Source organism: Burkholderia pyrrocinia (assembly GCF_022809715.1).
GTDB lineage: Bacteria > Pseudomonadota > Gammaproteobacteria > Burkholderiales > Burkholderiaceae > Burkholderia > Burkholderia pyrrocinia_C.
In genome coordinates, this window is record NZ_CP094459.1 from 3,535,097 (window position 1) to 3,557,122 (window position 22,026).

A 22,026-nucleotide genomic window follows, 5' to 3' on the forward strand; every position below is an offset into this window, starting at 1 on the left:
CCGCCCGTTGCTTCATTCGCCCGCGATGCGCCGCATCGCGTGATCGTCGCGGCCTCGCCGCGCCGACCGATCCGCACCTAGAACTGCACTTCCGGCTTCGCCGCCGAGCGCGTGCCGGGCACCGGCCGGTTGCTCGCGCCGTGATACGTATACACCAGCGAGAACTTTACCTGGTCGGAACGGTTCTGCCCGGCCGAATGCAGCGTGTTGCTGTGGAAGAACACGACGTCGCCCGCCCGGAGCGACGGGCACGTAGCCGCATCGATCATCTTCCGGTTCTCCGGCAGGTCGCTGCGGAAGAACTTCGCATCGTCGAACGCTTCAGGCCCGAATTCGGCCGTATGCGAACCCGGCACGAGCCACAACGCGCCGTTCTCGTTCGTTTCCGGCCCCAGCGCGAGCCATACCGACACCATGTCCGAACGCTCGAACGCCCAGTAGCGGAAGTCGCGATGCCAGCCCGTCAGGCTGCCGTACGCGGGGTGCTTGGTCATCATGCAGTTGTGATGTGCGCGCGACAGCACGGGCTCTTCGCCGAAATACTCGCGCATCCACGCGCCGATTTCGGGTGCGACCGCGCGCTCGGCGAATGCCGGATCGCGCGAGTACGCATCGAGCAGCCGCCGCACCGTGTGCCCGCCTGGCGCATGCTTCGACTCGGGTGCGCCCGGGTAGCGCAGGTCCGCCTCGAATTCGATCGGCTCGGCAGCCTCCTGCAACTGCCGCTCTGCGATCCGTTTAAGCGCCGCGCACTGCTGCTCGCCGACGAGGCCACGCGCGACGACGAATCCGCGTTCGCGCAATTCCGCGACTTGCGCGCGGATCGATTCCGACTGCAATGGAGACGACATGGGATGCCAGACGTTTATTGTGTGAATGTGACGATTGTAAATCGGCGCCGGATGCCGCGAACAGCGCCATTGTCGTACGCAGGGGCATGCCAATCGCCGATTTGATCTGGCGCAAGGGAACTGTGCGGCGCGGCGTTGGCCTCACCGACAGGCGGTATGCGGCACACGCCTTGCGGCACAAGGGTTTATCGCGACTTTTGCCGGTCATGAATCCCCTGTAGCCTGACGCGGCCTGTCAATTCTGGCGGGCGCGGCGCGCAGCGGCTTTCGATATGATCCGTTGCGCAATCCGAGGCCGTTCATACCAGTGCGCTCTTCAAGGGCGCCATCCATACAAGCGAAGCATCGTTCACATGCCATTCCGTCTGACTTCCCGTCTCAGCCGCGCTGCGAAGCGCGTCGCGCCGTCCGCTCCTGCCCGCCCGCTGCGCCATCACCGCGCACGCACGCAGGCGCTGGCCGAGCGCGCGCCCGCGCACAGCCGGCTCGACGGCATCCGTGCGTGGTTCCACGCGTTTTTCTCGATGATGAGTGCGCAGACGTTCGCACGCCGTGCCGGCCTGCGCTCGCTGCTGCAAAAGCCGTCGTCGCTGCGCGCGCTCGCGCTGCGCCGCGCGCTCGGCCCGCAGCGGCGCGTCAACCGGCCGCGCCGCCTCGCGGCCAGCAACGGCTGGTTCGGGTTCGGTGCGCGCTGAAGCAGCGCCGGCGGGCACTGCCCGCCATGATCGCCGCCGTTGTGCCGGCGATCGGAATCCATAAAAAAACCCCGGCATTGCCGGGGTTTTTTGTTTCGGGCGAACGACGCTTACGCGACGCGTGCCGTCGGCTCCACGCCGGCCGCTTCGGCCAGTGCGAGCGCCTTGTCGGTCGCTTCCCACGAGAATTCCGGCTCTTCGCGGCCGAAGTGGCCGTAAGCAGCGGTCTTCTCGTAGATCGGGCGCAGCAGGTCGAGCATCTTGATGATGCCCTTCGGACGCAGGTCGAAGTGCTCGCGCACGAGCTTCGTGATCACCGCATCCGACACGCGGCCCGTGCCGAACGTGTTGACCATCACCGAGGTCGGCTCGGCAACGCCGATCGCGTACGACACCTGGATCAGCGCGCGCGACGCGAGGCCGGCGGCGACGATGTTCTTCGCGACGTAGCGGCCTGCATACGCAGCCGAACGGTCGACCTTCGACGGATCCTTGCCCGAGAACGCGCCGCCGCCGTGCGGTGCGGCACCGCCGTACGTATCGACGATGATCTTGCGGCCCGTCAGGCCGCAGTCGCCCTGCGGGCCGCCGATCACGAACCGGCCGGTCGGGTTCACGAGGAACTTGATGTCGCCCTTGATCAGGTCGGCCGGCAGCGTCGGCTTGATGATTTCCTCGATCACGGCTTCGCGCAGCGCGGGCAGCTCGATGTCCGGTGCGTGCTGCGTCGACAGCACGACGGTGTCGATCGAATCGGGCTTGCCGTCGACGTAGCGGACCGTCACCTGCGACTTCGCGTCCGGGCGCAGCCACTGCAGGCGGCCGTCGCGGCGCAGGCTGGCCTGGCGCTCGACGAGACGGTGCGACAGGTAGATCGGCAGCGGCATCAGTTCCGGTGTTTCGTCGCACGCATAACCGAACATCAGGCCTTGGTCGCCCGCGCCCTGGTCGAGGTTGTCGTCGTGTGCACGATCGACGCCCTGGGCGATGTCCGGCGACTGCTTGTCGTACGCGACGAGCACCGCGCAACCCTTGTAGTCGATGCCGTAGTCGGTGTTGTCGTAGCCGATGCGCTTGATCGTGTCGCGCGCGATCTGGATGTAATCGATGTTGGCCGTGGTGGTGATTTCACCGGCCAGCACGACGAGACCCGTGTTGCACAGCGTTTCCGCCGCAACGCGCGAATATTTGTCCTGCTCGAGGATGGCGTCGAGAATCGCGTCCGAGATTTGGTCCGCGACTTTGTCCGGATGGCCTTCGGAGACGGATTCGGACGTGAAGAGATAATCGTTTGCCACTTTTTCAGGCTCCTGTGTGGTTACGGTTGGTTTCACGTAGCCAGCTTCGTTGGGCCTGAAGCGGCGACGCTTTAGCGGATTACCAGGACCGGGCAGCGCGCTTCGCGCCAGCCGGCTTCGCCCCGCAAGTTGTCAGTTAACTCGGCGAAGCCCGTATTATAGCGGCTTTCCTGAATTGTCACAGAGCGCTGCCCGTGCTGTTTCTTCCACTGTCTTACCACCCTGCTCGCAACGCGCCGGCCATCCGGCCCCACGGAGGTGCCGCATGCTAGGCCGCCTCGGCACGCATCTCGCCATCGGCTTCCTGAAGCTGCTCGCCCTGTTGCCGTACGGCCTGACCGCGCGGCTCGGCGACGGTCTCGGCTGGCTGCTGTACCAGATCCCCAGCCGGCGAAAACGCATCGTACACACCAACCTGAAACTCTGCTTCCCGGACTGGAGCGACGAACGGCGCGAGGAAGTGGCCGGCCTGCATTTCCGCCATGCGATCCGCAGCTACGTCGAGCGCAGCGTGCAATGGTTCGGCTCCGCGAAGAAGCTCGAGAAGCTGATCCAGGTCGACAGCGCGGTCGACCTCACCGATCCCGACCTGCCGCCGACGCTGTTCCTCGGCCTGCACTTCGTCGGCATCGAAGCCGGTTCGATCTGGCTCAACCGGTCGCTGCAGCGCCGCTGCGGATCGCTTTACCAGCCGTTCTCGAACGCGGTGCTCGAGGAAGAAGCGAAGAAGGCGCGCGGGCGCTTCGACGCCGAGATGGTCGGCCGCGCGGACAGCGCGCGCGTCGTGCTGCGCTGGCTGCGCGACCGCAAGCCCGTGATGCTCGGCGCCGACATGGACTACGGGCTGCGCAACTCGACGTTCGTTCCGTTCTTCGGCGTGCCGGCCTGCACGCTGACGGCCGTCGGCCGGCTCGCGAAGACGGGCCGCGCGCAGGTCGTGCCGTTCATCGGCGAGGTGCTGCCGAACTACAAGGGCTACCGGCTGAAGGTATTCAAGCCGTGGGATCGGTACCCGACCGGCGACGACGATCTCGACGCGCGGCGGATGAACGAATTCCTCGAGGAACAGATCCCGCTGATGCCCGAGCAGTACTACTGGGTCCACAAGCGCTTCAAGACGCGCCCGCCCGGCGAGCCGGGCCTGTACTGACCCTGCCGGGCGAAACCCGCGGGCGCGCCGTCATGCGCGCGCCTGCGCTCTCGCCACCTTCGGCGCGCCTTTCGCGCGCGCCTGCCAGAGATCGAACGCAGCCTGCTGTGCGAGCCATAGATCCGCACGGCCGCCGCTGTCCTCGCCCAGCCACGCTTCGAGACGCAGCGCCATTTCCGGCGAGATACCGGCATGGCCGTGCAGGATCCGCGACAGCGCCGCGCGCGTCACGCCGAGTTGCGCAGCGGCCTCGGTGACGGTCAGGCCGAGCGCCGGCAGCACGTCATCGCGCAGCGCTTCGCCCGGATGGGGCGGATTGAAGATGCGTGTCATGGCTTAAATCACCTCAGTGGTAATCCTGGTAATTGACCAGGACGACATCGGAGCCGTCGAACCGGAACGTCAGGCGCCAGTTACCGCTCACGCTCACCGCGTAGTAACCGTCCAGCCCGCCGGCAAGGCCATGGAAGCGCCAGCCCGGCACGTTCATGTCGAACGGCCGGCTCGCCACGTCGAGACGGGCAAGCTGGCGCCGCAGTCTTGGAGCATGGTCCGGCAGGATGCCCGCCTTGCTCCCGTTCATGAAAAACGCTTCCAGCCCCTTGTGCTGCCATGACTTGATCATGGACCTCCCACACTCAAGTCGCGATGTCGACAGCATGGCCTACAGATGTATAGCCACACTATACGAATCGCTTGATCACCTTGTCAATTTGACCCGTACGAAAACGCTCATCCGGGTCGTCCCGTGCTTTCACCGTGCATCGGGCACGCATCGCCAAGCCTCGCCTGCGCTGCGACAACGCCCGCCACACCGCGTCAATTTGTCCCCTCGCCACTGACGCGGCCAGTCGACCGATCGACAGATACCGCCCGTCCCGTCTCCACTGGCGACGCGAAACGCCCGCCCGCGCGGGACGCCCCTGTCGGCTGCATGTATCATTTACGGCTGAGATCAGCACGACGAACGAGGCCGCCCGGCATGGCCGCGGGCCGTTCGCGTCGTGCTGGCCGCCTTGTTCGCCATGGAATCCCGGACCCAGTGAAACTCTCGTTCACCAAGATGCACGGCGCGGGCAACGACTTCGTCGTGCTCGACGGCTATTCGCGCGCGTTGCCGCCGCTCACCGAAGCGCAGGTGCGTGCGCTCGCCAACCGGCACTTCGGCATCGGCGCCGATCAGTTGCTGCTCGTCGAAAAACCGACCGTCGAAGGCGCGGATTTCAAGTACCGGATCTTCAACTGCGACGGCGGCGAGGTCGAACACTGCGGCAACGGCGCGCGCTGCTTCGTGAAATTCGTCAGCGACCGCGGCCTGACCGACCAGCGCAGCGTGCGCGTGCAGGTCATGAAGGGCCTGATCACGCTGACGCTGCAGGACAACGGCGAAGTCGTCGTCGACATGGGTGCGCCCGTGTTCGCGCCGGCACAGGTGCCGTTCGATGCGTCGGGCCTCGACGGCCGCACCGAAGGCCGCGACACGCTGTGGCCGCTCGACGTCGGCGGCGCGACGCGCTGGATCTCGACGGTGTCGATGGGCAATCCGCATGCGGTGCAGGTCGTCGACGATGCCGAAGCGTATCCCGTGCTGGAAGAAGGCCCGCTGATCGAGCGCCACGCACGCTTCCCGCAGCGCGTGAACGCCGGCTTCATGCAGATCGTGTCGCGCAATGAAGTGAAGCTGCGCGTGTACGAACGCGGCGCGGGCGAGACGCTCGCGTGCGGCACGGGTGCGTGCGCGGCGGTCGCGGCCGGCATCCGGCGCGGCCTGCTCGATTCGCCGGTGACCGTGCACACGCACGGCGGCACGCTGACGATCGGCTGGGACGGCGCGCGCGACGAAACCGCCGCGCTGATGATGGCCGGGCCCGCCACGACCGTGTTCGAAGGCGAGATCGACCTGAACGCCTGACCCTGCAACGTCCTTGATAATTGAACGCTCCAGCCACATGAACGATCGCGAAGTCGCCGACTACCTGCTCGCCAATCCCGAATTCTTCGCGCAGCACGCCGAACTGCTCGCGACGATCCGTCTCGCGAACCCGCACGGCAAGGCCGCGATCTCGCTGCAGGAGCGGCAGATGGAGATGCTGCGCGACAAGAACAAGCATCTCGAGCGCCGCCTAGCCGAGCTCGTGCGGTACGGCCACGAGAACGACAGCCTGTCCGCGAAGTTCAGCCGCTGGACCGCGCGCGTGATCGCGGAACGCGATCCGTACGCGCTGCCGCGCACGATCGCCGACGGCATCGCCGACGTGTTCGACGTGCCGCAAACCGCACTGCGCGTATGGGACGTCGCCGACACCTACGCGCAGGCCGACTTCGCGCGCCAGGTCGGCGAGGAAGTGCGCCTGTTCACGAACGGCCTGTCGACGCCGTACTGCGGCGCGAACACGGGCTTCGAGGCCGCGCAGTGGCTCGCGCCCGCGGTAGCCGCCTCGGCCGCGAATGCGGCGGAAGGCGCCGAAGCCGCGCCGGCCGGCGACGGCTCGGCCGCATCGGTCGCGCTGCTCGCGCTGCGCGCGCCGCTCGCCGGCACCGACGCGCCCGCGTTCGGCCTGCTGGTGCTCGGCTCGCCCGACCCGCGCCGCTTCCACGACGGGATGGCCACCGACTTCCTCGCGCAGATCGCGACGCTCGCGAGCGCGGCGCTCACGCGCCTGCTGCCGCACTAACCGCGCACGCGATGACAGACGATCCGGTCGCCGCCTACCTGTCGAACCTGAAGCACATCAGGCAGCTGTCGGAACATACGCTGCGCGCGTACACGCACGAACTCGACGAACTGAAGAAGCTCGCGGCCGGCCGCCCGCTCGACACGCTGACGGCCGTCGACATGCGCGGCGCGGTCGCGCGCGCGCACGCGGGCGGGCTGTCCGCGCGGTCGATCTCGCACCGCCTGTCGGCATGGCGCGCGTTCTACCGCTGGCTCGCGCAGCGCATCGAGATGCCCGCGAACCCGGTTGCCGCGGTGCGCGCGCCGAAGCGGCCGAAAACGCTGCCGAAGGCGCTGTCGGTCGACGACGCGTCGGCACTGATGGACGCGCCGCTCTCCGGCACGACCGAGAGCATCCGCGATCACGCGATCCTCGAGCTGTTCTATTCGTCGGGGCTGCGCCTGGCCGAGCTGATCGGGCTCGACGTCATGTACACGCAGGCCGACGGCTACCGCTCGGCCGGCTGGCTCGATCTCGCCGAAGCCGAAGTCACCGTGCGCGGCAAGGGCAACAAGGAGCGCAAGGTGCCGGTCGGCCGCAAGGCGATCGATGCGCTGAATGCGTGGCTCGCGGTGCGCGGCGAATTCGTGAAGCACGACCCGCATCCGCTGTTCGTGTCCGTGCGCGGCAACCGGATGTCGCCCGGGGTCGTGCGCGAGCGCGTGAAGCGCGCGGCGCTCGCTGCGGGCATTCCCGCCAACGTCCACCCGCACGTGCTGCGCCACTCGTTCGCGACCCACGTGCTGCAGTCGAGCGGCGACCTGCGCGCGGTGCAGGAACTGCTCGGCCACGCGAGCGTCGCCGCGACGCAGGTCTATACGTCGCTCGACTTCCAGCATCTCGCGAAGATTTACGACAGCGCGCATCCGCGCGCGAAGAAGCGCGACTGACGCGCGTCCCGTGTTACCCGCCGCGCGCGGCGACCGGCAACGGTCGGCGTCGGGCGCGGCCCATTTCGATCCCATCATGCAAACCGTCACACTCAAGCCGTCCAAGGAAAAATCGCTGCTGCGCCGCCATCCGTGGATCTACGCCAATGCGATCGACCGCGTCGACGGCAAGCCCGCGCCCGGCGCAACCGTGATCGTGCGCACGCACGACGGCCGCTTCCTCGCGCGCGGTGCGTACAGCCCGCAGTCGCAGATCCGCGTGCGCGTATGGAGCTTCGACGAGAACGAGCCGATCGACCACGCGTTCTTCAAGCGCCGCGTGCAGCGCGCGGTCGCGCACCGCACGACGATGGTGTCCGGCACCGGCGCGGTGCGGCTCGTGTTCGGCGAGGCCGACGGGCTGCCGGGGCTGATCGTCGACTACTACGTCGCGGACACCGCGGAAGCCGGCGCGGCGCCGCGCGGCCAGCTCGTCTGCCAGTTCATGGCCGCGGGCGTCGAAGCGTGGAAGGATGCGATCGTCGCGGCGCTCACCGGCGCGACGGGCTGCCCGAACGTGTACGAGCGCTCGGACGTGTCGATCCGCGACAAGGAAGGGCTCGAACAGACGACCGGCGTGCTGGCCGGCGATGCGCCGCCCGCGACGCTGATCGCGAACGAAAACGGCGTGCGCTATCACGTCGACGTGCCGAACGGCCACAAGACGGGCTTCTACGTCGACCAGCGCGACAACCGCGCGCTCGTCGCGCAGTACGCGGCCGACCGCGACGTGCTGAACTGCTTCTGCTACACGGGCGGCTTCTCGCTCGCGGCACTCAAGGGCGGCGCGAAACGCGTCGTGTCGATCGACTCGTCGGGCGATGCGCTCGCGCTCGCGCAGCAGAACGTCGTCGCCAACGGCTTCGACGCCGAACGCGCGACCTGGCTGGACGCGGATGCATTCAAGACGCTGCGCCGCCTCGTCGACGAAGGCGAGCGTTTCGACCTGATCGTGCTCGATCCGCCGAAGTTCGCGCCGACCCGCGACAGCGTCGATCGCGCGGCGCGCGCGTACAAGGACATCAACCTGAGCGGCTTCAAGCTGCTGCGCCCGGGCGGCCTGCTGTTCACGTACTCGTGCTCGGGCGCGATCGACATGGACCTGTTCCAGAAGATCGTCGCGGGCGCGGCAGCCGACGCGAAGGTCGACGCGCGCATCCTGAAGCGGCTCGGCGCGGGCGTCGATCACCCGCTGCTCGCCGCGTTCCCGGAAGGCGAATATCTGAAGGGCCTGCTGTTGCAAATCGTCTGATCGCCCCGATCTTGGCGGACACCCTGGTCCGCCGGCCCCGCCTGGCGGGCCAACGCTTTCGCCTGTCGTCCGGACGACGGGCGGGGGCTTGACAGGTATGTTTCAATGGATGGTTGTGCGCCCCGGCTCGCAGCGCGAGGGCGCGACGCACATCCTGGTTTTGACCCCGATTCACGAACCACAGGCGACCGACATGGCCACTCCCGTCACCATCCTTACCGGCTTTCTCGGCAGCGGCAAGACGACGCTGCTCAAGCGCATCCTGAACGAACAGCACGGCATGAAGATCGCCGTGATCGAGAACGAGTTCGGCGAAGAGAACATCGACAACGAAATCCTTGTGCAGGATTCGAACGAGCAGATCATCCAGATGAGCAACGGCTGCATCTGCTGCACGATCCGCGGCGACCTCGCACGCGCGCTCGGCGATCTGGCCGCGAAGAAGCGCGAAGGCAAGCTCGACTTCGACCGCATCGTGATCGAGACGACCGGCCTCGCGAACCCGGGCCCCGTCGCGCAAACCTTCTTCATCGACAGCGAAATCGCCGACGACTTCCTGCTCGACGCGGTCATCACGCTCGTCGACGCGAAGCACGCGGACGCGCAGCTCGACGAACACGAAGTCGTGCAGCGCCAGGTCGGTTTCGCCGACCGCCTGTTCATCACGAAGTCGGACCTCGTCGACGACCAGACCGTCGCCGACCTCAAGCACCGCCTGATGCACATGAACCCGAGGGCCGCGATCAAGGTCGTGAATTTCGGCGAAGCCGACATCAAGGAAATCTTCGACCTGCGCGGCTTCAACCTGAACGCGAAGCTCGAGATCGACCCCGATTTCCTCGCCGAGGACGATCACGCGCACCATCACCACGATCACGACCATGATCATGATCACGCCGATTGCGACCACGATCACGGCCAATGCGCGCACGATCACGACCACGGCCACCACCATCACCACCACGCGCACCACGACGACAAGATCAAGTCGTTCGTGTACCGCAACGACCGCCCGTTCGACCCGAACAAGCTGGAAGACTTCCTCGGCGGCATCCTGCAGATCTACGGCGAGCGGATGTTGCGCTACAAGGGCGTGCTGTTCATGAAGGGCGTCGACCGCAAGGTCGTGTTCCAGGGCGTACACCAGATGATGGGCAGCGACCTCGCCGCCAAGTGGCTGCCGGCCGAAAAGAAAACCAACAAGATGGTCTTCATCGGCGTCGACCTGCCGCAGGACCTGATCACCGACGGCCTCGACGCCTGCCTCGCCTGACGCGCGCGGGCGCCGCGTTTGCGGCCTTTTTTGGCCCTTTGCGCCCCGCCCGCGCCGCCGCTTTCGCGGCGGCCCCGGCGGCGGCGTGCGGGCAGGGTTTCGCCGTCATCGCTTTTTCGCGATTTGCGCGTTATATTTTCTAGATATTGGCGCAGCCGACGGGGATCGACCCGATACGGCGCCCGCTTGCGATTCAGTTACAATACGTGCCCGCTGGAGTACGGCAACAAACAGGCCCGGTTCTTGCTGAACCAGTTTTCCGGGCATCGCAACCGCGCCGGATCGCCAATCCGCCACCCGGCCGCGGCCGATGCGATCTGCCGCGCAGCACACCGGTTCGCCGCGCGCGCAAATCCGCGCCAGGCCTATCCTGGTATTTGAGAACCGGTTTTCCAGAGGCTTTCGGCCCCGCGGCGGCAAATCGCAAATGATTGCAAGCGCGGTTGCGGGTAATCCCAAAGTGCAGGCAATATCTCTTGATTTGCCGCACATTGAAGAAGCAAGCAGATGACGAAGAAACTCTTGACCGAAGCCGAAATCCTGAAGATGAGCGACAAGGATTACATGAATGAGGATCAGCTCGCCTTCTTCAAAAATCGGCTCGAACAGTTGCAGGCGGACATCCTCAAGAATGCAGGCCAGACGACCGAGAACCTGCGCGAGACGGTGATCGTCCCCGATCCCGCCGATCGCGCGACGATCGAGGAAGAGCACGCGCTCGAGCTGCGCACGCGCGATCGCGAACGCAAGCTCCTCAAGAAGGTTCAGCAGTCGCTCGCCCGCATCGATTCCGGCGATTACGGCTGGTGCGAGGAAACCGGCGAGCCGATCGGCATTCCGCGCCTGCTCGCGCGTCCGACGGCCACGCTGTCGCTCGAGGCGCAGGAGCGCCGCGAGTTGCGCCAGAAGCTGTTCGGCGACTGATCGAGCGGCGTTCCGCTCCGACACGCTGCTTCCCGAAAGCGCGCGGCCTGCCGCGCGCTTTTTGTTTTTCCGGCACCGGTTCCCCACCGGCCGATTTGCCTCCCGCCTCTTGATATCCCCGCGCCCGCCCTAAAATGAAACGGACGCGCGCCGGGCCGCTCCCCGGCGCACTGCGATTCACGCGGCGGCGCCTCGCGCCGCCCGACTCTTCCCCGTTTTTCTCAAGGAACGCAGATGGAGCAATTTCACGGCACGACCATCGTTTCGGTCCGGCGCGGCGACAAGGTCGCGCTCGGCGGCGACGGCCAGGTAACCCTCGGCAACATCGTCATGAAGGGTGGCGCGCGGAAAGTGCGGCGGATCTACAACAACCAGGTTCTGGTCGGATTCGCGGGCGGCACCGCCGATGCGTTCTCGCTGCTCGACCGCTTCGAGGCGAAGCTCGAGAAGCACCAGGGCAACCTGACCCGTGCGGCCGTCGAGCTCGCGAAGGACTGGCGCACCGACCGGATGCTGCGCCGCCTCGAGGCGATGCTGATCACGGCCGATGCGACCACCACGCTCGTGATCACCGGCAACGGCGACGTGCTCGACCCCGAAGGCGGCATCTGCGCGATCGGCTCGGGCGGCGCGTATGCGCAGGCCGCGGCCCGCGCGCTCGCCGAGAACACCGAGCTGTCGCCGCGCGAGATCGTCGAGAAGTCGCTCGGGATCGCCGGCGACATGTGCATCTACACGAACCACAACCGCATCATCGAAACGATCGAGTAAGGACCGCCCCATGAGCACCATGACCCCTGCCGAGATCGTCTCGGAACTCGACAAGCACATCATCGGCCAGAACAAGGCGAAGAAGGCCGTCGCGGTCGCGCTGCGTAACCGCTGGCGCCGCCAGCAGGTCGCCGATCCGCTGCGCACGGAAATCACGCCGAAGAACATCCTGATGATCGGGCCGACGGGCGTCGGCAAGACCGAAATCGCGCGCCGCCTCGCGAAGCTCGCCGATGCGCCGTTCATCAAGATCGAGGCGACCAAGTTCACCGAAGTCGGCTACGTCGGCCGCGACGTCGACAGCATCGTGCGCGACCTGATCGAGATCTCGGTCAAGCAGACGCGCGAATCCGAGATGCGCAAGGTGCGCAGCAAGGCGACCGACCAGGCGGAAGACCGCATCCTCGACATCCTGCTGCCGCAACCGCGCGCGGTGGGCTTCGGCGGCAATGCCGAGCACGCGAACGACGACAACAACGCGACGCGCCAGACGTTCCGCAAGCGCCTGCGCGAAGGCCAGCTCGACGACAAGGAAGTCGAGCTCGACCTCGAGCAGCCGTCGGTCGGCATGGACATCATGGCGCCGCCCGGAATGGAAGAGATGACCGAGCAGATCCGCTCGATGTTCTCGAACCTCGGCAGCGGCAAGAAACAGCGCCGCAAGGTGAAGATCAAGGAAGCGTTGAAGCTGCTGACCGACGAGGAAGCGGCGAAGATGCTCAACGACGAGGAAGTGAAGACGAAGGCCGTGCAGAACGTCGAGCAGAACGGCATCGTGTTCCTCGACGAGATCGACAAGATCACGTCGCGCAACAACGAAGGCAGCGGCGGCGAAGTGTCGCGCCAGGGCGTGCAGCGCGACCTGCTGCCGCTCGTCGAAGGCACGACGATCAACACGAAGTACGGGATGGTGAAGACCGATCACATCCTGTTCATCGCGAGCGGCGCGTTCCACCTCGCGAAGCCGAGCGACCTGATTCCGGAACTGCAGGGCCGCTTTCCGATCCGCGTCGAGCTCGAATCGCTGTCGGTGGAAGACTTCGAGGCGATCCTCGATGCGACCGACGCGAGCCTCGTCAAGCAGTACCAGGCGCTGCTCGCGACCGAGGACGTGCAGCTCGAATTCGCCCGGGACGGCATCCGCCGCCTCGCGGAAATCGCGTATTCGGTCAACGAGAAGACCGAGAACATCGGCGCGCGCCGGCTGTACACGGTGATCGAGAAACTGCTCGAGGAAGTGTCGTTCTCGGCCGGCAATCACGCCGGCGAGTGCGTGACGATCGACGCGACGTATGTCGACCGGGCGCTCGGCGAAGTGGCGCAGGACGAGGATCTGTCGCGCTACGTGCTGTAACGCGGCACCCGGCATCCGACGAAAAACGGGCGGCTCCGCTGGAGTCGCCCGTTTTTTTGGAGCGGGCGCGGCGGCCCGTCGACGCCGGCCTGTCAGCGGTCGTACTCGAGCGACACCGTAAACTGCATGTCGAACGAATCCGACCAGCTCAGATTCGCGAACGAAAAATCGGTACCGCCCGTCCAGCCGGCCACCGACGGAAACGCCACGCCCTGATCGCCCGGCACGTTGAGCGTCACCGCGGTGCCCGGCTGCGCGGGCGCGGCGTGCGCGATCCCGTTGACGAAGACCGCCGAAGCCTGCCCCGCCGGTGTCGCGCGAATCTGCACGTTGCCGCGCTTGACGAACGGCAGCCCCGCTTTCGAGGTCCAGCCGAGCGGGAAGGTCGCGCCACCCGCGAACGTGCTGGCCGTGCCCGGCGTCAGCATGTCGCGCGTCGAATGCGCGGGGTCGTGCCATTGATACTGGCGCAGCGCGTCGGGCAACGGCGACGGAGTCCGCAGCCGGACCGTATAGCTCTTCGCCGGCGCGGCCGTGCTGCCGTTCTGGTAGAGGTCGATCGTATAGGCGCTGAACGGCTTGATGTCGGCCAGCTCCGCTGCGCTCAATTGCGGCTTCGACCACGCCGTGTTGTTGCGCGGCGCGTCGCCCGGCCACGTGAACACGCCCTGGTTCGCCGGGTCCTGCGCGACGCCGGCCAGCCGATAGTTGTTGCGGCATTGGCCGCTCTTCGCGAGCGCGGCGAGCTGGGCCGGCGTCTGCCCGCTGGCGATCTGCGCGCGGATATTGAGCGTGTCGCACGTGCCGCTCGACGGCTGGAGGAACACGCCGTTGCGCAAGCCCGGGCCCTTGACGATCGCGAAATCCACGGCCTTGCCGGCAGCATCGACGATTCCGACCTGCAGGTTCAGCGAGTCGACGAACGCGTTGGTGCCGGTCGACGGATTGGCCGGATTCAGCCAGTCCCACTTCTGCGCGTTCGCATTCACCTTGCTCAGCACCGCGCGCTGGTTGCCGATCACGCGCCAGCCGGTGTCGCCGCTCGCGCGGGCGCCTTCCTTCACCGCCAGCTGCACATGCTGCTGCATGCCGTCGCGAATGCCGTCCGTGCGCGTCCACGACAGCTTGACCCACATCGTGTCGCCGGCGATCACGCGAATCACTTCCGGCAGGCTGAAGCTCGCGTTGTTCATCGCATCGTCGGCCACGATGCCCGGCGCCGTGCCGAACTCCTGTTGCGACGACATCCCGTTGTTGAGGTAGGCCGCGGGCACGCCGGCGTTCAACGCGCCGGGCGCGACGTCGTCGACGACGAGCTGGCTGCAGGCCGGCGCGCCGCCGCCGAGACGCGCGGCGGCGGTGGTGCCGGCGAAGCAGTGGTTGAACGCGGCCTGCAGCGACGCGAGATCGCTGGCGCTCGGCAGGTTCGACAGCGGCACGCCGTCGATGGTCGCGACGGCCGGCAGGCTGGCCTTGTCGCCGGCTTGCGGTGCGACGCCGGGCGCGAGCTGAAGCTGTGCGGGCGTATCGCTGGAAGTGCCCGCCACTGAGCTGATCTGCACGCCGCCGTCCGGCAGCACGTTGACCTTCAACTGGTCGAGCAGCCGGTCGAGCCCGGGCGCGCCGGCGGTCAGCGGCCCGGCGATCAGGTCGGCGCCGGTGTTGCCGGTCGCGGCCAGCACGTCGGCCAGCGCGGCGGAGTAGGCCTGCACGGTACCGGCGACGGCCTGCGCCGTCACCTTGCTCTGCAGCAGTCCGGTGTTGCCCAGCAATTTCGTGGGATTGTCGCCGACGATCGTGGCGGCGATCGCATTCGTGAGCGGCGTGATGTTGATCGTCTGCGTGCCCGCGGTGGCGCTGAGCGAGATCAGCGTCGCCTGCGAATCGGCGACATTGCCGACGGCCGACAGCGCGAAGGGCGCGGTCATGCCGGTCACCGTGCAATGGAACGCACCGGTGGTCGCGTCGGCCGGACAGTCGGCCGATTTGCCCGTCGCGTCGACGAGCGTGACGGTCGCGCCCTGCATCGCGGCACCCGCCGCCGCGACGCCGCTGACCGTCTGCGCGGCCGGCGGCGGCGAGCCGCCGGACGACGAATCGCTGCCCCCGCAAGCAGTCAGGACCAGTGCGGCGATACCGAGTACGACAGGTGTGCGTTTCATTGTTTTTCCCCGAGGACCTTCTGGTTATTGCGTGACATACGCGTCGCGCACGCACGCTGAATGGCGGGGATTCTCGCAAAACCGATTTTCCGGATCATCATCCAGGTAGATGAAAATCGCGATCGCGCATACCCCAGTTCGCAAAGGACCTGTGATAGCCTGACCAAACATTCGGGGTTCGAAGCAAATCATCAGACCAAAGACCGATGCGCCGCGATTGCCACGCGAGCCAACGGGAGCGGGGAAGAACAATGCAAAGGGACCACCTCATCGGCGACCTCTATGAGGCCGCGCTGCGCCCGGACGGCTTTCTCGAAGTCTTTCATCAGGTATCCGAATCACTCGGCGCAAACGTTTTTCACATGTTCAGCTGGGACTCCGCGCGCAATGCGCCGCAGTTCTCGATCTACTCCCCGCGCGCGGAACTGGAAAGTGTCGTCGCGCTCTACGACCAGTACTACGGCGCACTCGATCCGCGCCGCAGCTTTGTCGAGCAGGCACCGCTCGGGCAATTCGTCTGCTGTCAGGATCACCTCACCGAGCAGGATGTCGCGCGCAGCGAATTCTTCCAGGACTACCAGATTCCGTCAGGCATTCGTTATCTGATGGGCGTCCGCCTGGCGCGCCCGGGCGGCGACGACATCCTGCTCGGGCTGCTGAGGGCTTGCGGCCGCCCGCCTTACTCGCCCGAGGAACGCACGGCGCTGTCGGGCATGGCCGGGCATCTGCAACGCGCGATCAACCTCTGGCAGGATGCGAACGTGCTGCACCGCGACGCCGCGCTCGGCGCCGAACTGATGGAAGAGCTGGGTCTGGCCGTGTTCGCGCTGGACCGGCATGCGCGCGTCGTCTTCGTCAATCGGGCGGCGGAATCGATGTTGCGCGCGACGACCTGCCTCAAGCTCGAGCATGGGCACCTGAGTGCTGCGAGCGCGCCGCACAACGATGCGCTGAAGGCCGCGCTGGCACGCGTCGCGAAGACCCGCAACGGCGAGAGCCTCGCGCTGGCGGGCTCACTGGACGGCACCCACGAAATCTTTCTCGGCATCGCCGCGCTGGCCGGGCCGGCGCTCCATGCCGCGTTCGGCGGCGCGACGCTGCTCGTGACGGCCAGACGGCGAAGCGCCGCGCCGCTCGTCGTCGCGCAACAACTGCGGCAGGCGTTCGGCCTGTCGAGTGCCGAAGCCGCGGTGGCGGAGGCGTTGATCGGCGGCAAAACGCCCGAGGAATGTGCGGCGAGCGCCCGGGTGTCGCTCGCCACCATCCGCACCCAGTTGCGCGCGATCTACGAGAAAACGCATTCGCGAAACCAGGCCGAGGCGGTGGGAAGAATGCTGTGGGTGCTTCCGCAGCGCCCACGCGAAAACTGATGCAACGAATCGGCAAGTGTCGCGCACCCGGCCGCCGGTGCGCTCCCGCGGTGATCCTCGCAGCGAACCGCTACCGCCTGCGTCCGAAGCGACGGCTGCGGCAGCGGGCGCGCGGCCCGACGCCTGCGCCCTCGCGCGAACGGCCTGCCGCGCGAAACCGCGCGCGCCGGACTTACTGCCGCACCGGCTTCTTCGCGAGCTTGCGCTGCAGCGTGCGGCGGTGCATGTTCAGCGCGCGCGCGGTCGCCGAGATGTTGTTGTTGTTCTCCGCGAGCACGCGCTGGATGTGCTCCCATTCGAGCCGGTCGACCGACAGCACGACCGGGTTCTCGAGCGCCTCGTCGGCCTGCACTTCGGTCGCGTTGGTCTGCAGCGCGGCCAGGATCGATTCGACGTTCGCGGGCTTCGCGAGATAGTTGTCGGCGCCTTCCTTCACCGCCTGCACGGCGGTCGCGATGCTCGCATAGCCGGTCAGCACCAGAATCCGCGCATCGGGCTGCAGGTCGCACAGCGGCGCGATCAGGCTCAGGCCCGAATCCTCGCCGAGATGCAGGTCGACGGTGATGAACTGGAACTTGCCGCCCGCGGCGAGCCTGAGCGCCGTCTCCTTGTCGTGCGCCTGCTGGACCGCATAACCGCGGCGCTCGAGGCCGCGCGCGAGCGTGCCCGCGAACACCTCGTTGTCGTCGATCACCAGGAAATTGTTCTCGCTCATGTGGTTTCTCCGTTTACGTGTTGGTTGAGGCGGCCAGCGCCGCGACGCGCACGACCGGCAGGCGCAGCACGGCCCGCGTGCCGCGTCCGGCGGCTGCGCCAGCCGCGCGGCTGTCCGGCGTGCCGGCCGTTCGTTCTGCCATGCGTTCGCCCGCGCGTTGACTCGCGCGTTGGCCCGATACGGCAGCGGCCTGGCCATTCGCCGCACCGCCGGCCCGCCCGTTGCCGCCCGTCGCGCGCGGCGTGACATCGGACAGTTCGATCGCGCCGCCGAGCCGCGCGGCCGCACTGAACGCGAGATACAGGCCGACCCCGTGCCCGCCCTGCGTGCTGTCGACCGGCATCGCGCCGAGCGATTCGCGCAGCGCGGCCGGAATGCCGGGCCCGTCGTCGCATACCTCGAATTCGATCTCGTCGGCCGCGCGGTCGTGCGCGACCTTCGCGGCCAGCGTCACGCGCTGCGGGCTCGCGCGCGCGGCGTTGTCGAGCAGGATCGTCAGGATCTGGCCGGCCGCGACCGTGTCGTCGAGCGCGACGCCCGCCGGACGCGCGCCGAGCAGCTCGAACTGCACGTGCGGATGCCGCAGGCGCCAGTGCTCGACGAACGTGTCGAGCCAGTCGTCCACCGGCTGGCGGCTCGCGGGCGCGCTCGCGCGGCTGCGCAGGCGCGCGAGCGCCGACGTGCAGAGCGTCATCTGTTCCTCGAGCACCTTCAGGTCGGCCTCGTAGCGGGCCAGCCCCGGATCGGCGCGCGCCGCGTCGCGCAATTCCTCGGCGAGCATCGCGATCGTCGACAGCGGCGTGCCCATCTCGTGCGCGACGGTGGCGGCCTGCACGCCGAGCGCGACCGCCCGCTCGTCGCGCAGCAGGTGCTGCTGCGCTTCGCCGAGCGCCGCATCGCGCTGGCGCAGCGCATTCGACATGCGCGCGACGAACCACGCGATCAGCCCGACGCTGACCATGAAGTTCGCCCACATCCCGGTGCGGTAGTAGTCGAACAGGTTCGCGGGATTGTCCATGTTGAGCGGCACCGAATCGAAGCCGAGCGCCGCGTAGCACGCGACCGCGAACGCCGCGAGCCAGATCATCAGGTGCCACGGCAGCACGGCCGCCGCGATCGCGAGCGACGGCAGGTACAGCGACACGAACGGGTTGGTCGTGCCGCCCGACAGGAACAGCAGCGCGGACAGCGCGCCGAGGTCGACCCACAGCTGGCCGAGCAGCTCGAAATTGGTTTCCGGCCGCGCGCGCAGCACGCGCACCCAGGTCAGCGCGTTGAAAACGATTTCGAGCGCGATGACCATCAGCATCGCCGGCAGCGGCAGATGCACGCCGAAATAGGTCTGCACGACGCCGATCGTCACGAGCTGGCCGACGATCGCAAGATTGCGGAGCCAGAACAGGTGACTGAGGTTGACGCGCCCGGTGGTGGTGATTCGTTGCATCCGGGCAGTTTACCCGTTTAGCGGGCGGCGCCTCCAGCGGGGCCGGATCGGAGCGGGCGACCGGGGCGCCCCGCATGCCCGGCCGGCGCCGTCAGCCGGCCGCACCGGCCATGCGCCGCGCGATCTCGTCGGCCAGGCACTCGGGGCACCGGCAGCGTACGCCGGCCGCGGGCTGCGTGCCGCCGGGCAGCGCCGGCATCGACGCGCACCAGCAGTCGAACGGCTGCGTGTGCGCGCCGCAGTCGAAGCCGCGCCCGCAGTGCGGGCAGCGCGCGCGGCGCGGGGCGGAACGGGCGTCGGCGGCGGAATCGGTCATGGCGCAATCGCGGAAACGGGCGTGAAGTCGCCCCACGCGACAAGCATAGCGCGGCGCACGGATTTTGCGCGCCGGCCTCCCGGCCGAGGTGCGTCGCGAGCGCACGCGAACCTGCCCGCCGCCGCCGTCCGCGCATCGTCGCCCGCATCGCGCAGCGCCATAGCCGGCGGGCCGCCGCGTGCGGTGTCCGAGCCGCGCCGCCAGCGCTCCGGCCCACCCAAAAACCGATGCTGCGCTGCGCCACTCCTGTACAATTCGCCGTGTTTCAACCGTTCCCAGCCTGAGCCGCCGCCATGTCCGAGCCCATCGACCTCTCGCAGATCGCCCCGACGCTGAAAGCAGAAATCCTCGCCGAGGCGCTGCCGTACATCCGCCGCTACCACGGCAAGACCGTGGTCATCAAATACGGCGGCAACGCGATGACGGAAGAGCGGCTCAAGCAAGGCTTCGCGCGCGACGTGATCCTGCTGAAACTGGTCGGCATCAATCCGGTGATCGTCCACGGCGGCGGTCCGCAGATCGATCATGCGCTGAAGAAGATCGGCAAGGCCGGCACCTTCATCCAGGGCATGCGCGTCACCGACGAAGAGACGATGGAAGTCGTCGAATGGGTGCTGGGCGGCGAAGTGCAGCAGGACATCGTGATGCTGATCAACCACTTCGGCGGCCACGCGGTGGGCCTGACGGGCAAGGACGGCGGCCTGATCCACGCACGCAAGCTGCTGATGCCGGACCGCGACAACCCGGGCCAGTACATCGACATCGGCCAGGTCGGCGAAGTCGAGGCGATCAACCCGGCGGTCGTGAAGGCGCTGCAGGACGACGCGTTCATCCCGGTGATCTCGCCGATCGGCTTCGGCGAAGACGGCCTGTCGTACAACATCAACGCAGACCTCGTCGCGGGCAAGCTCGCCACGGTGCTGAACGCCGAGAAGCTGCTGATGATGACCAACATCCCCGGCGTGATGGACAAGGACGGCAACCTGCTGACCGATTTGTCCGCGCGCGAGATCGACGCGCTGTTCGAGGACGGCACGATCTCCGGCGGCATGCTGCCGAAAATCTCGTCGGCGCTCGACGCGGCGAAGAGCGGCGTGAAGTCGGTGCACATCGTCGACGGCCGGATCGAACACTCGGTGCTGCTGGAAATCCTGACCGAGCAGCCGTTCGGCACGATGATCCGCTCGCATTGAGCGCGCGCCGCAAGACCGCCAGCCCCGACCTGCCGGCCCCGCTGCGGCGCCGGCGCATCTCGCGCAGCCGGCCGCGCGCCGGCGCGCCCGTCTGGCTGTTCGATCTCGACAACACGCTGCACCACGCATCGCACGCGATCTTTCCCGAGATCAACCGCGCGATGACGCAATACATCATCGACACACTCAACGTCGAACGCGCCGAAGCCGACCGCCTGCGCACCGGCTACACGCAGCGCTACGGCGCCGCGCTCCTCGGCCTCACGCGCCATCATACGATCGATCCGCACGACTTCCTGCGCGCGGTCCACACGTTCACCAACCTTCCCGCCATGGTGCGCGCCGAGCGCGGCCTTGCGCGCATCGTCGCCGCACTGCCGGGCCGCAAGTTCGTGCTGACCAACGCGCCGGAGAACTACGCGCGCGCGGTGCTGCGCGAACTGCGCATCGAACGGCTGTTCGAGCGCGTGATCGCGATCGAGCATATGCGCGACCGCCGCACGTGGCGCGCGAAGCCCGACCACACGATGCTGCGCCGGACGCTGCGCGCCGCGCATGCTCGCTTTTCGGATGCGATCCTCGTCGAGGATACGCGCGACCACCTGAAGCGCTACAAGCGTCTCGGCATCGGCACGGTATGGATCACCGGCCACCTGCCCGGCCATTTGCCGGGCACCGGGCGCCCGCATTATGTCGACCAGCGGATTCGTTCGTTAAAATCGCTGCGACTGGGCACACGATCGGGGCGACAGAAATGCAGCCGACTTACCCGCAGGACCAAGCCGTAACGGAAGGCCAGGCCACACCCGCCCGCCCGCGCCCGAAGCCGGGCGAGCGCCGCGTGATGATCCTGCAGACGCTCGCGACGATGCTCGAGGCACCGAAGCGCGAGAAGATCACGACGGCCGCGCTCGCGGCCCGGCTCGACGTGTCGGAAGCCGCGCTGTACCGCCATTTCCCGAGCAAGGCGAAGATGTACGAAGGGCTGATCGAGTTCATCGAGCAGTCGCTGTTCGGCCTCGTCAACCAGATCGTCGCGAAGGAGCCGAACGGCGTGCAGCAGGCGCGCACGATCGCGCTGACGATGCTCAATTTCGCCGCGAAGAACCCGGGGATGACGCGCGTGCTGACGGGCGAGGCGCTGGTCGGCGAGGACGAGCGGCTCACCGAGCGCGTGAACCAGTTGCTCGACCGCATCGAAGCGACCGTCAAGCAGTGCCTGCGGGTCGCGCGCACCGAAGCAAATGCGCCGCCGGACGGCGCGGCGCCGTTCGCGCTGCCGGCCGATTACGATCCGGCCGCCCGCGCGAGCCTGCTCGTCAGCTACGTGATCGGCAGATGGCACCGCTTTGCGAAGGGCGGGTTCCAGAAGCCGCCCGGCGAGCAGGCCGACGCGCATTTGCGGCTGATCCTGCAGTAGCGCCGCGCCTGCCCCTGTCCGGCAACGCACACCGGTTTCGCGCATTCGACGCCGGACGGTGCGGCCGCTCCGCCCCGTCGGCTCGCACCTTCCCGCCTGCTTCTGCCGGCAGCGAATGCCCCCCGCGAATTCGAACTCGTCCAATTTCACACCGCCGTCTCACGAGTTAAATTTATCTACCATAGATAAATT

The 22,026-nt window shown here is 67.4% G+C and carries 22 protein-coding genes; 14 read left to right on the forward strand and 8 right to left on the reverse strand.

Annotation, left to right across the window (positions count from 1 at the left end; all coding sequences use genetic code 11):
• Nucleotides 1-77 precede the first annotated feature (77 nt).
• On the reverse strand, nt 78-851 hold the full coding sequence (locus tag MRS60_RS16385; RefSeq protein ID WP_243565001.1) for a phytanoyl-CoA dioxygenase family protein: 774 nt from the start codon (nt 849-851) through the stop codon (nt 78-80).
• Between the two features lie 353 nt (nt 852-1,204).
• Between MRS60_RS16385 and MRS60_RS16390 the strand changes: the two genes are divergently transcribed.
• Nucleotides 1,205-1,546: a hypothetical protein gene (locus tag MRS60_RS16390; protein WP_034179320.1), complete on the forward strand. Its 342-nt coding sequence runs from the start codon at nt 1,205-1,207 to the stop codon at nt 1,544-1,546.
• A gap of 110 nt (nt 1,547-1,656) precedes the next feature.
• On the opposite strand, the gene metK is transcribed toward MRS60_RS16390, so the two are convergent.
• Nucleotides 1,657-2,844, reverse strand: coding sequence for a methionine adenosyltransferase (gene metK / locus MRS60_RS16395; RefSeq protein WP_006482984.1), 1,188 nt, complete (start codon nt 2,842-2,844; stop codon nt 1,657-1,659).
• Between the two features lie 265 nt (nt 2,845-3,109).
• Between metK and lpxL the strand changes: the two genes are divergently transcribed.
• Complete coding sequence (gene lpxL, locus MRS60_RS16400; RefSeq protein ID WP_034179321.1) at nt 3,110-3,994, forward strand: lauroyl acyltransferase LpxL; 885 nt, start codon at nt 3,110-3,112, stop codon at nt 3,992-3,994.
• A 30-nt stretch (nt 3,995-4,024) separates the two neighbouring features.
• On the opposite strand, the gene MRS60_RS16405 is transcribed toward lpxL, so the two are convergent.
• Together MRS60_RS16405 and MRS60_RS16410 are read right to left on the reverse strand one after the other, a co-directional pair.
• On the reverse strand, nt 4,025-4,327 hold the full coding sequence (locus tag MRS60_RS16405) for a HigA family addiction module antitoxin (RefSeq protein WP_105389518.1): 303 nt from the start codon (nt 4,325-4,327) through the stop codon (nt 4,025-4,027).
• A gap of 13 nt (nt 4,328-4,340) precedes the next feature.
• Nucleotides 4,341-4,619: a type II toxin-antitoxin system RelE/ParE family toxin gene (locus MRS60_RS16410; RefSeq protein WP_034179323.1), complete on the reverse strand. Its 279-nt coding sequence runs from the start codon at nt 4,617-4,619 to the stop codon at nt 4,341-4,343.
• Nucleotides 4,620-5,036: 417 nt separating this feature from the next.
• Between MRS60_RS16410 and dapF the strand changes: the two genes are divergently transcribed.
• From dapF to hslU, 8 genes are all read left to right on the forward strand, one after another.
• Nucleotides 5,037-5,906 (forward strand): diaminopimelate epimerase, encoded by an 870-nt coding sequence (dapF, locus tag MRS60_RS16415; protein WP_105389517.1) that lies wholly within the window; start codon nt 5,037-5,039, stop codon nt 5,904-5,906.
• A 37-nt stretch (nt 5,907-5,943) separates the two neighbouring features.
• On the forward strand, nt 5,944-6,669 hold the full coding sequence (locus MRS60_RS16420; protein WP_072437587.1) for a DUF484 family protein: 726 nt from the start codon (nt 5,944-5,946) through the stop codon (nt 6,667-6,669).
• Between the two features lie 11 nt (nt 6,670-6,680).
• On the forward strand, nt 6,681-7,601 hold the full coding sequence (gene xerC, locus MRS60_RS16425; protein WP_034179326.1) for a tyrosine recombinase XerC: 921 nt from the start codon (nt 6,681-6,683) through the stop codon (nt 7,599-7,601).
• A 76-nt stretch (nt 7,602-7,677) separates the two neighbouring features.
• Complete coding sequence (locus tag MRS60_RS16430; protein ID WP_174421409.1) at nt 7,678-8,892, forward strand: class I SAM-dependent rRNA methyltransferase; 1,215 nt, start codon at nt 7,678-7,680, stop codon at nt 8,890-8,892.
• Between the two features lie 97 nt (nt 8,893-8,989).
• Nucleotides 8,990-10,165 carry a CobW family GTP-binding protein gene (locus MRS60_RS16435; RefSeq protein ID WP_175749039.1) on the forward strand — a complete coding sequence of 392 codons (1,176 nt, stop codon included), beginning with the start codon at nt 8,990-8,992 and terminating at the stop codon, nt 10,163-10,165.
• A gap of 507 nt (nt 10,166-10,672) precedes the next feature.
• Entirely contained in the window at nt 10,673-11,089 is a 417-nt protein-coding gene (dksA, locus tag MRS60_RS16440) for an RNA polymerase-binding protein DksA (RefSeq protein WP_006477498.1), read from the forward strand.
• Nucleotides 11,090-11,323: 234 nt separating this feature from the next.
• Nucleotides 11,324-11,860, forward strand: coding sequence for an ATP-dependent protease subunit HslV (hslV, locus tag MRS60_RS16445; RefSeq protein ID WP_006755256.1), 537 nt, complete (start codon nt 11,324-11,326; stop codon nt 11,858-11,860).
• A gap of 10 nt (nt 11,861-11,870) precedes the next feature.
• The gene (hslU, locus tag MRS60_RS16450; RefSeq protein ID WP_034179328.1) at nt 11,871-13,214 is read left to right on the forward strand and encodes an ATP-dependent protease ATPase subunit HslU; all 1,344 of its coding nucleotides are present in this window, start codon (nt 11,871-11,873) and stop codon (nt 13,212-13,214) included.
• Between the two features lie 92 nt (nt 13,215-13,306).
• Here hslU and MRS60_RS16455 read toward each other — a convergent pair whose 3' ends face one another.
• Nucleotides 13,307-15,376 carry a hypothetical protein gene (locus tag MRS60_RS16455; RefSeq protein ID WP_243565002.1) on the reverse strand — a complete coding sequence of 690 codons (2,070 nt, stop codon included), beginning with the start codon at nt 15,374-15,376 and terminating at the stop codon, nt 13,307-13,309.
• Between the two features lie 251 nt (nt 15,377-15,627).
• Between MRS60_RS16455 and MRS60_RS16460 the strand changes: the two genes are divergently transcribed.
• The gene (locus MRS60_RS16460; protein WP_131947194.1) at nt 15,628-16,746 is read left to right on the forward strand and encodes a helix-turn-helix transcriptional regulator; all 1,119 of its coding nucleotides are present in this window, start codon (nt 15,628-15,630) and stop codon (nt 16,744-16,746) included.
• Nucleotides 16,747-16,918: 172 nt separating this feature from the next.
• Here the strand turns inward: MRS60_RS16460 and MRS60_RS16465 are convergent, their stop codons facing one another.
• The 3 genes from MRS60_RS16465 to MRS60_RS16475 form a co-directional block, all read right to left on the reverse strand.
• Nucleotides 16,919-17,461 carry a response regulator transcription factor gene (locus tag MRS60_RS16465; protein WP_011546464.1) on the reverse strand — a complete coding sequence of 181 codons (543 nt, stop codon included), beginning with the start codon at nt 17,459-17,461 and terminating at the stop codon, nt 16,919-16,921.
• Between the two features lie 13 nt (nt 17,462-17,474).
• Complete coding sequence (locus tag MRS60_RS16470; protein ID WP_034179331.1) at nt 17,475-18,905, reverse strand: ATP-binding protein; 1,431 nt, start codon at nt 18,903-18,905, stop codon at nt 17,475-17,477.
• A gap of 91 nt (nt 18,906-18,996) precedes the next feature.
• A complete protein-coding gene (locus tag MRS60_RS16475; protein ID WP_034179332.1) occupies nt 18,997-19,221 on the reverse strand; it encodes a cysteine-rich CWC family protein in 225 nt (74 codons plus the stop codon).
• A gap of 293 nt (nt 19,222-19,514) precedes the next feature.
• Here MRS60_RS16475 and argB point away from each other — a divergent pair, with 293 nt between their 5' ends.
• The 3 genes from argB to slmA are packed head-to-tail and all read left to right on the forward strand — an operon-like array spanning nt 19,515 to nt 21,834.
• Nucleotides 19,515-20,414 (forward strand): acetylglutamate kinase, encoded by a 900-nt coding sequence (gene argB / locus MRS60_RS16480; RefSeq protein ID WP_006490510.1) that lies wholly within the window; start codon nt 19,515-19,517, stop codon nt 20,412-20,414.
• Nucleotides 20,411-21,202, forward strand: coding sequence for a pyrimidine 5'-nucleotidase (locus MRS60_RS16485; RefSeq protein WP_243565003.1), 792 nt, complete (start codon nt 20,411-20,413; stop codon nt 21,200-21,202). Before argB ends, MRS60_RS16485 begins: the two co-directional genes overlap by 4 nt.
• Nucleotides 21,169-21,834, forward strand: a complete 666-nt coding sequence (gene slmA, locus MRS60_RS16490) for a nucleoid occlusion factor SlmA (RefSeq protein ID WP_034179334.1) — start codon at nt 21,169-21,171, stop codon at nt 21,832-21,834. The genes MRS60_RS16485 and slmA overlap by 34 nt, the downstream gene beginning before the upstream one ends.
• Nucleotides 21,835-22,026 lie beyond the last annotated feature (192 nt).

Coding starts and splice junctions, on each gene's coding strand:
- MRS60_RS16385 (WP_243565001.1), bottom strand. CDS start 851: ATGTCGTCTCCATTGCAGTCGGAATCGATCCGCGCGCAAGTCGCGGAA.
- MRS60_RS16390 (WP_034179320.1), top strand. CDS start 1,205: ATGCCATTCCGTCTGACTTCCCGTCTCAGCCGCGCTGCGAAGCGCGTC.
- lpxL (WP_034179321.1), top strand. CDS start 3,110: ATGCTAGGCCGCCTCGGCACGCATCTCGCCATCGGCTTCCTGAAGCTG.
- MRS60_RS16405 (WP_105389518.1), bottom strand. CDS start 4,327: ATGACACGCATCTTCAATCCGCCCCATCCGGGCGAAGCGCTGCGCGAT.
- MRS60_RS16410 (WP_034179323.1), bottom strand. CDS start 4,619: ATGATCAAGTCATGGCAGCACAAGGGGCTGGAAGCGTTTTTCATGAAC.
- MRS60_RS16420 (WP_072437587.1), top strand. CDS start 5,944: ATGAACGATCGCGAAGTCGCCGACTACCTGCTCGCCAATCCCGAATTC.
- xerC (WP_034179326.1), top strand. CDS start 6,681: ATGACAGACGATCCGGTCGCCGCCTACCTGTCGAACCTGAAGCACATC.
- MRS60_RS16430 (WP_174421409.1), top strand. CDS start 7,678: ATGCAAACCGTCACACTCAAGCCGTCCAAGGAAAAATCGCTGCTGCGC.
- MRS60_RS16435 (WP_175749039.1), top strand. CDS start 8,990: ATGTTTCAATGGATGGTTGTGCGCCCCGGCTCGCAGCGCGAGGGCGCG.
- dksA (WP_006477498.1), top strand. CDS start 10,673: ATGACGAAGAAACTCTTGACCGAAGCCGAAATCCTGAAGATGAGCGAC.
- hslV (WP_006755256.1), top strand. CDS start 11,324: ATGGAGCAATTTCACGGCACGACCATCGTTTCGGTCCGGCGCGGCGAC.
- hslU (WP_034179328.1), top strand. CDS start 11,871: ATGAGCACCATGACCCCTGCCGAGATCGTCTCGGAACTCGACAAGCAC.
- MRS60_RS16455 (WP_243565002.1), bottom strand. CDS start 15,376: ATGAAACGCACACCTGTCGTACTCGGTATCGCCGCACTGGTCCTGACT.
- MRS60_RS16460 (WP_131947194.1), top strand. CDS start 15,628: ATGCAAAGGGACCACCTCATCGGCGACCTCTATGAGGCCGCGCTGCGC.
- MRS60_RS16465 (WP_011546464.1), bottom strand. CDS start 17,461: ATGAGCGAGAACAATTTCCTGGTGATCGACGACAACGAGGTGTTCGCG.
- MRS60_RS16470 (WP_034179331.1), bottom strand. CDS start 18,905: ATGCAACGAATCACCACCACCGGGCGCGTCAACCTCAGTCACCTGTTC.
- MRS60_RS16475 (WP_034179332.1), bottom strand. CDS start 19,221: ATGACCGATTCCGCCGCCGACGCCCGTTCCGCCCCGCGCCGCGCGCGC.
- argB (WP_006490510.1), top strand. CDS start 19,515: ATGTCCGAGCCCATCGACCTCTCGCAGATCGCCCCGACGCTGAAAGCA.
- slmA (WP_034179334.1), top strand. CDS start 21,169: ATGCAGCCGACTTACCCGCAGGACCAAGCCGTAACGGAAGGCCAGGCC.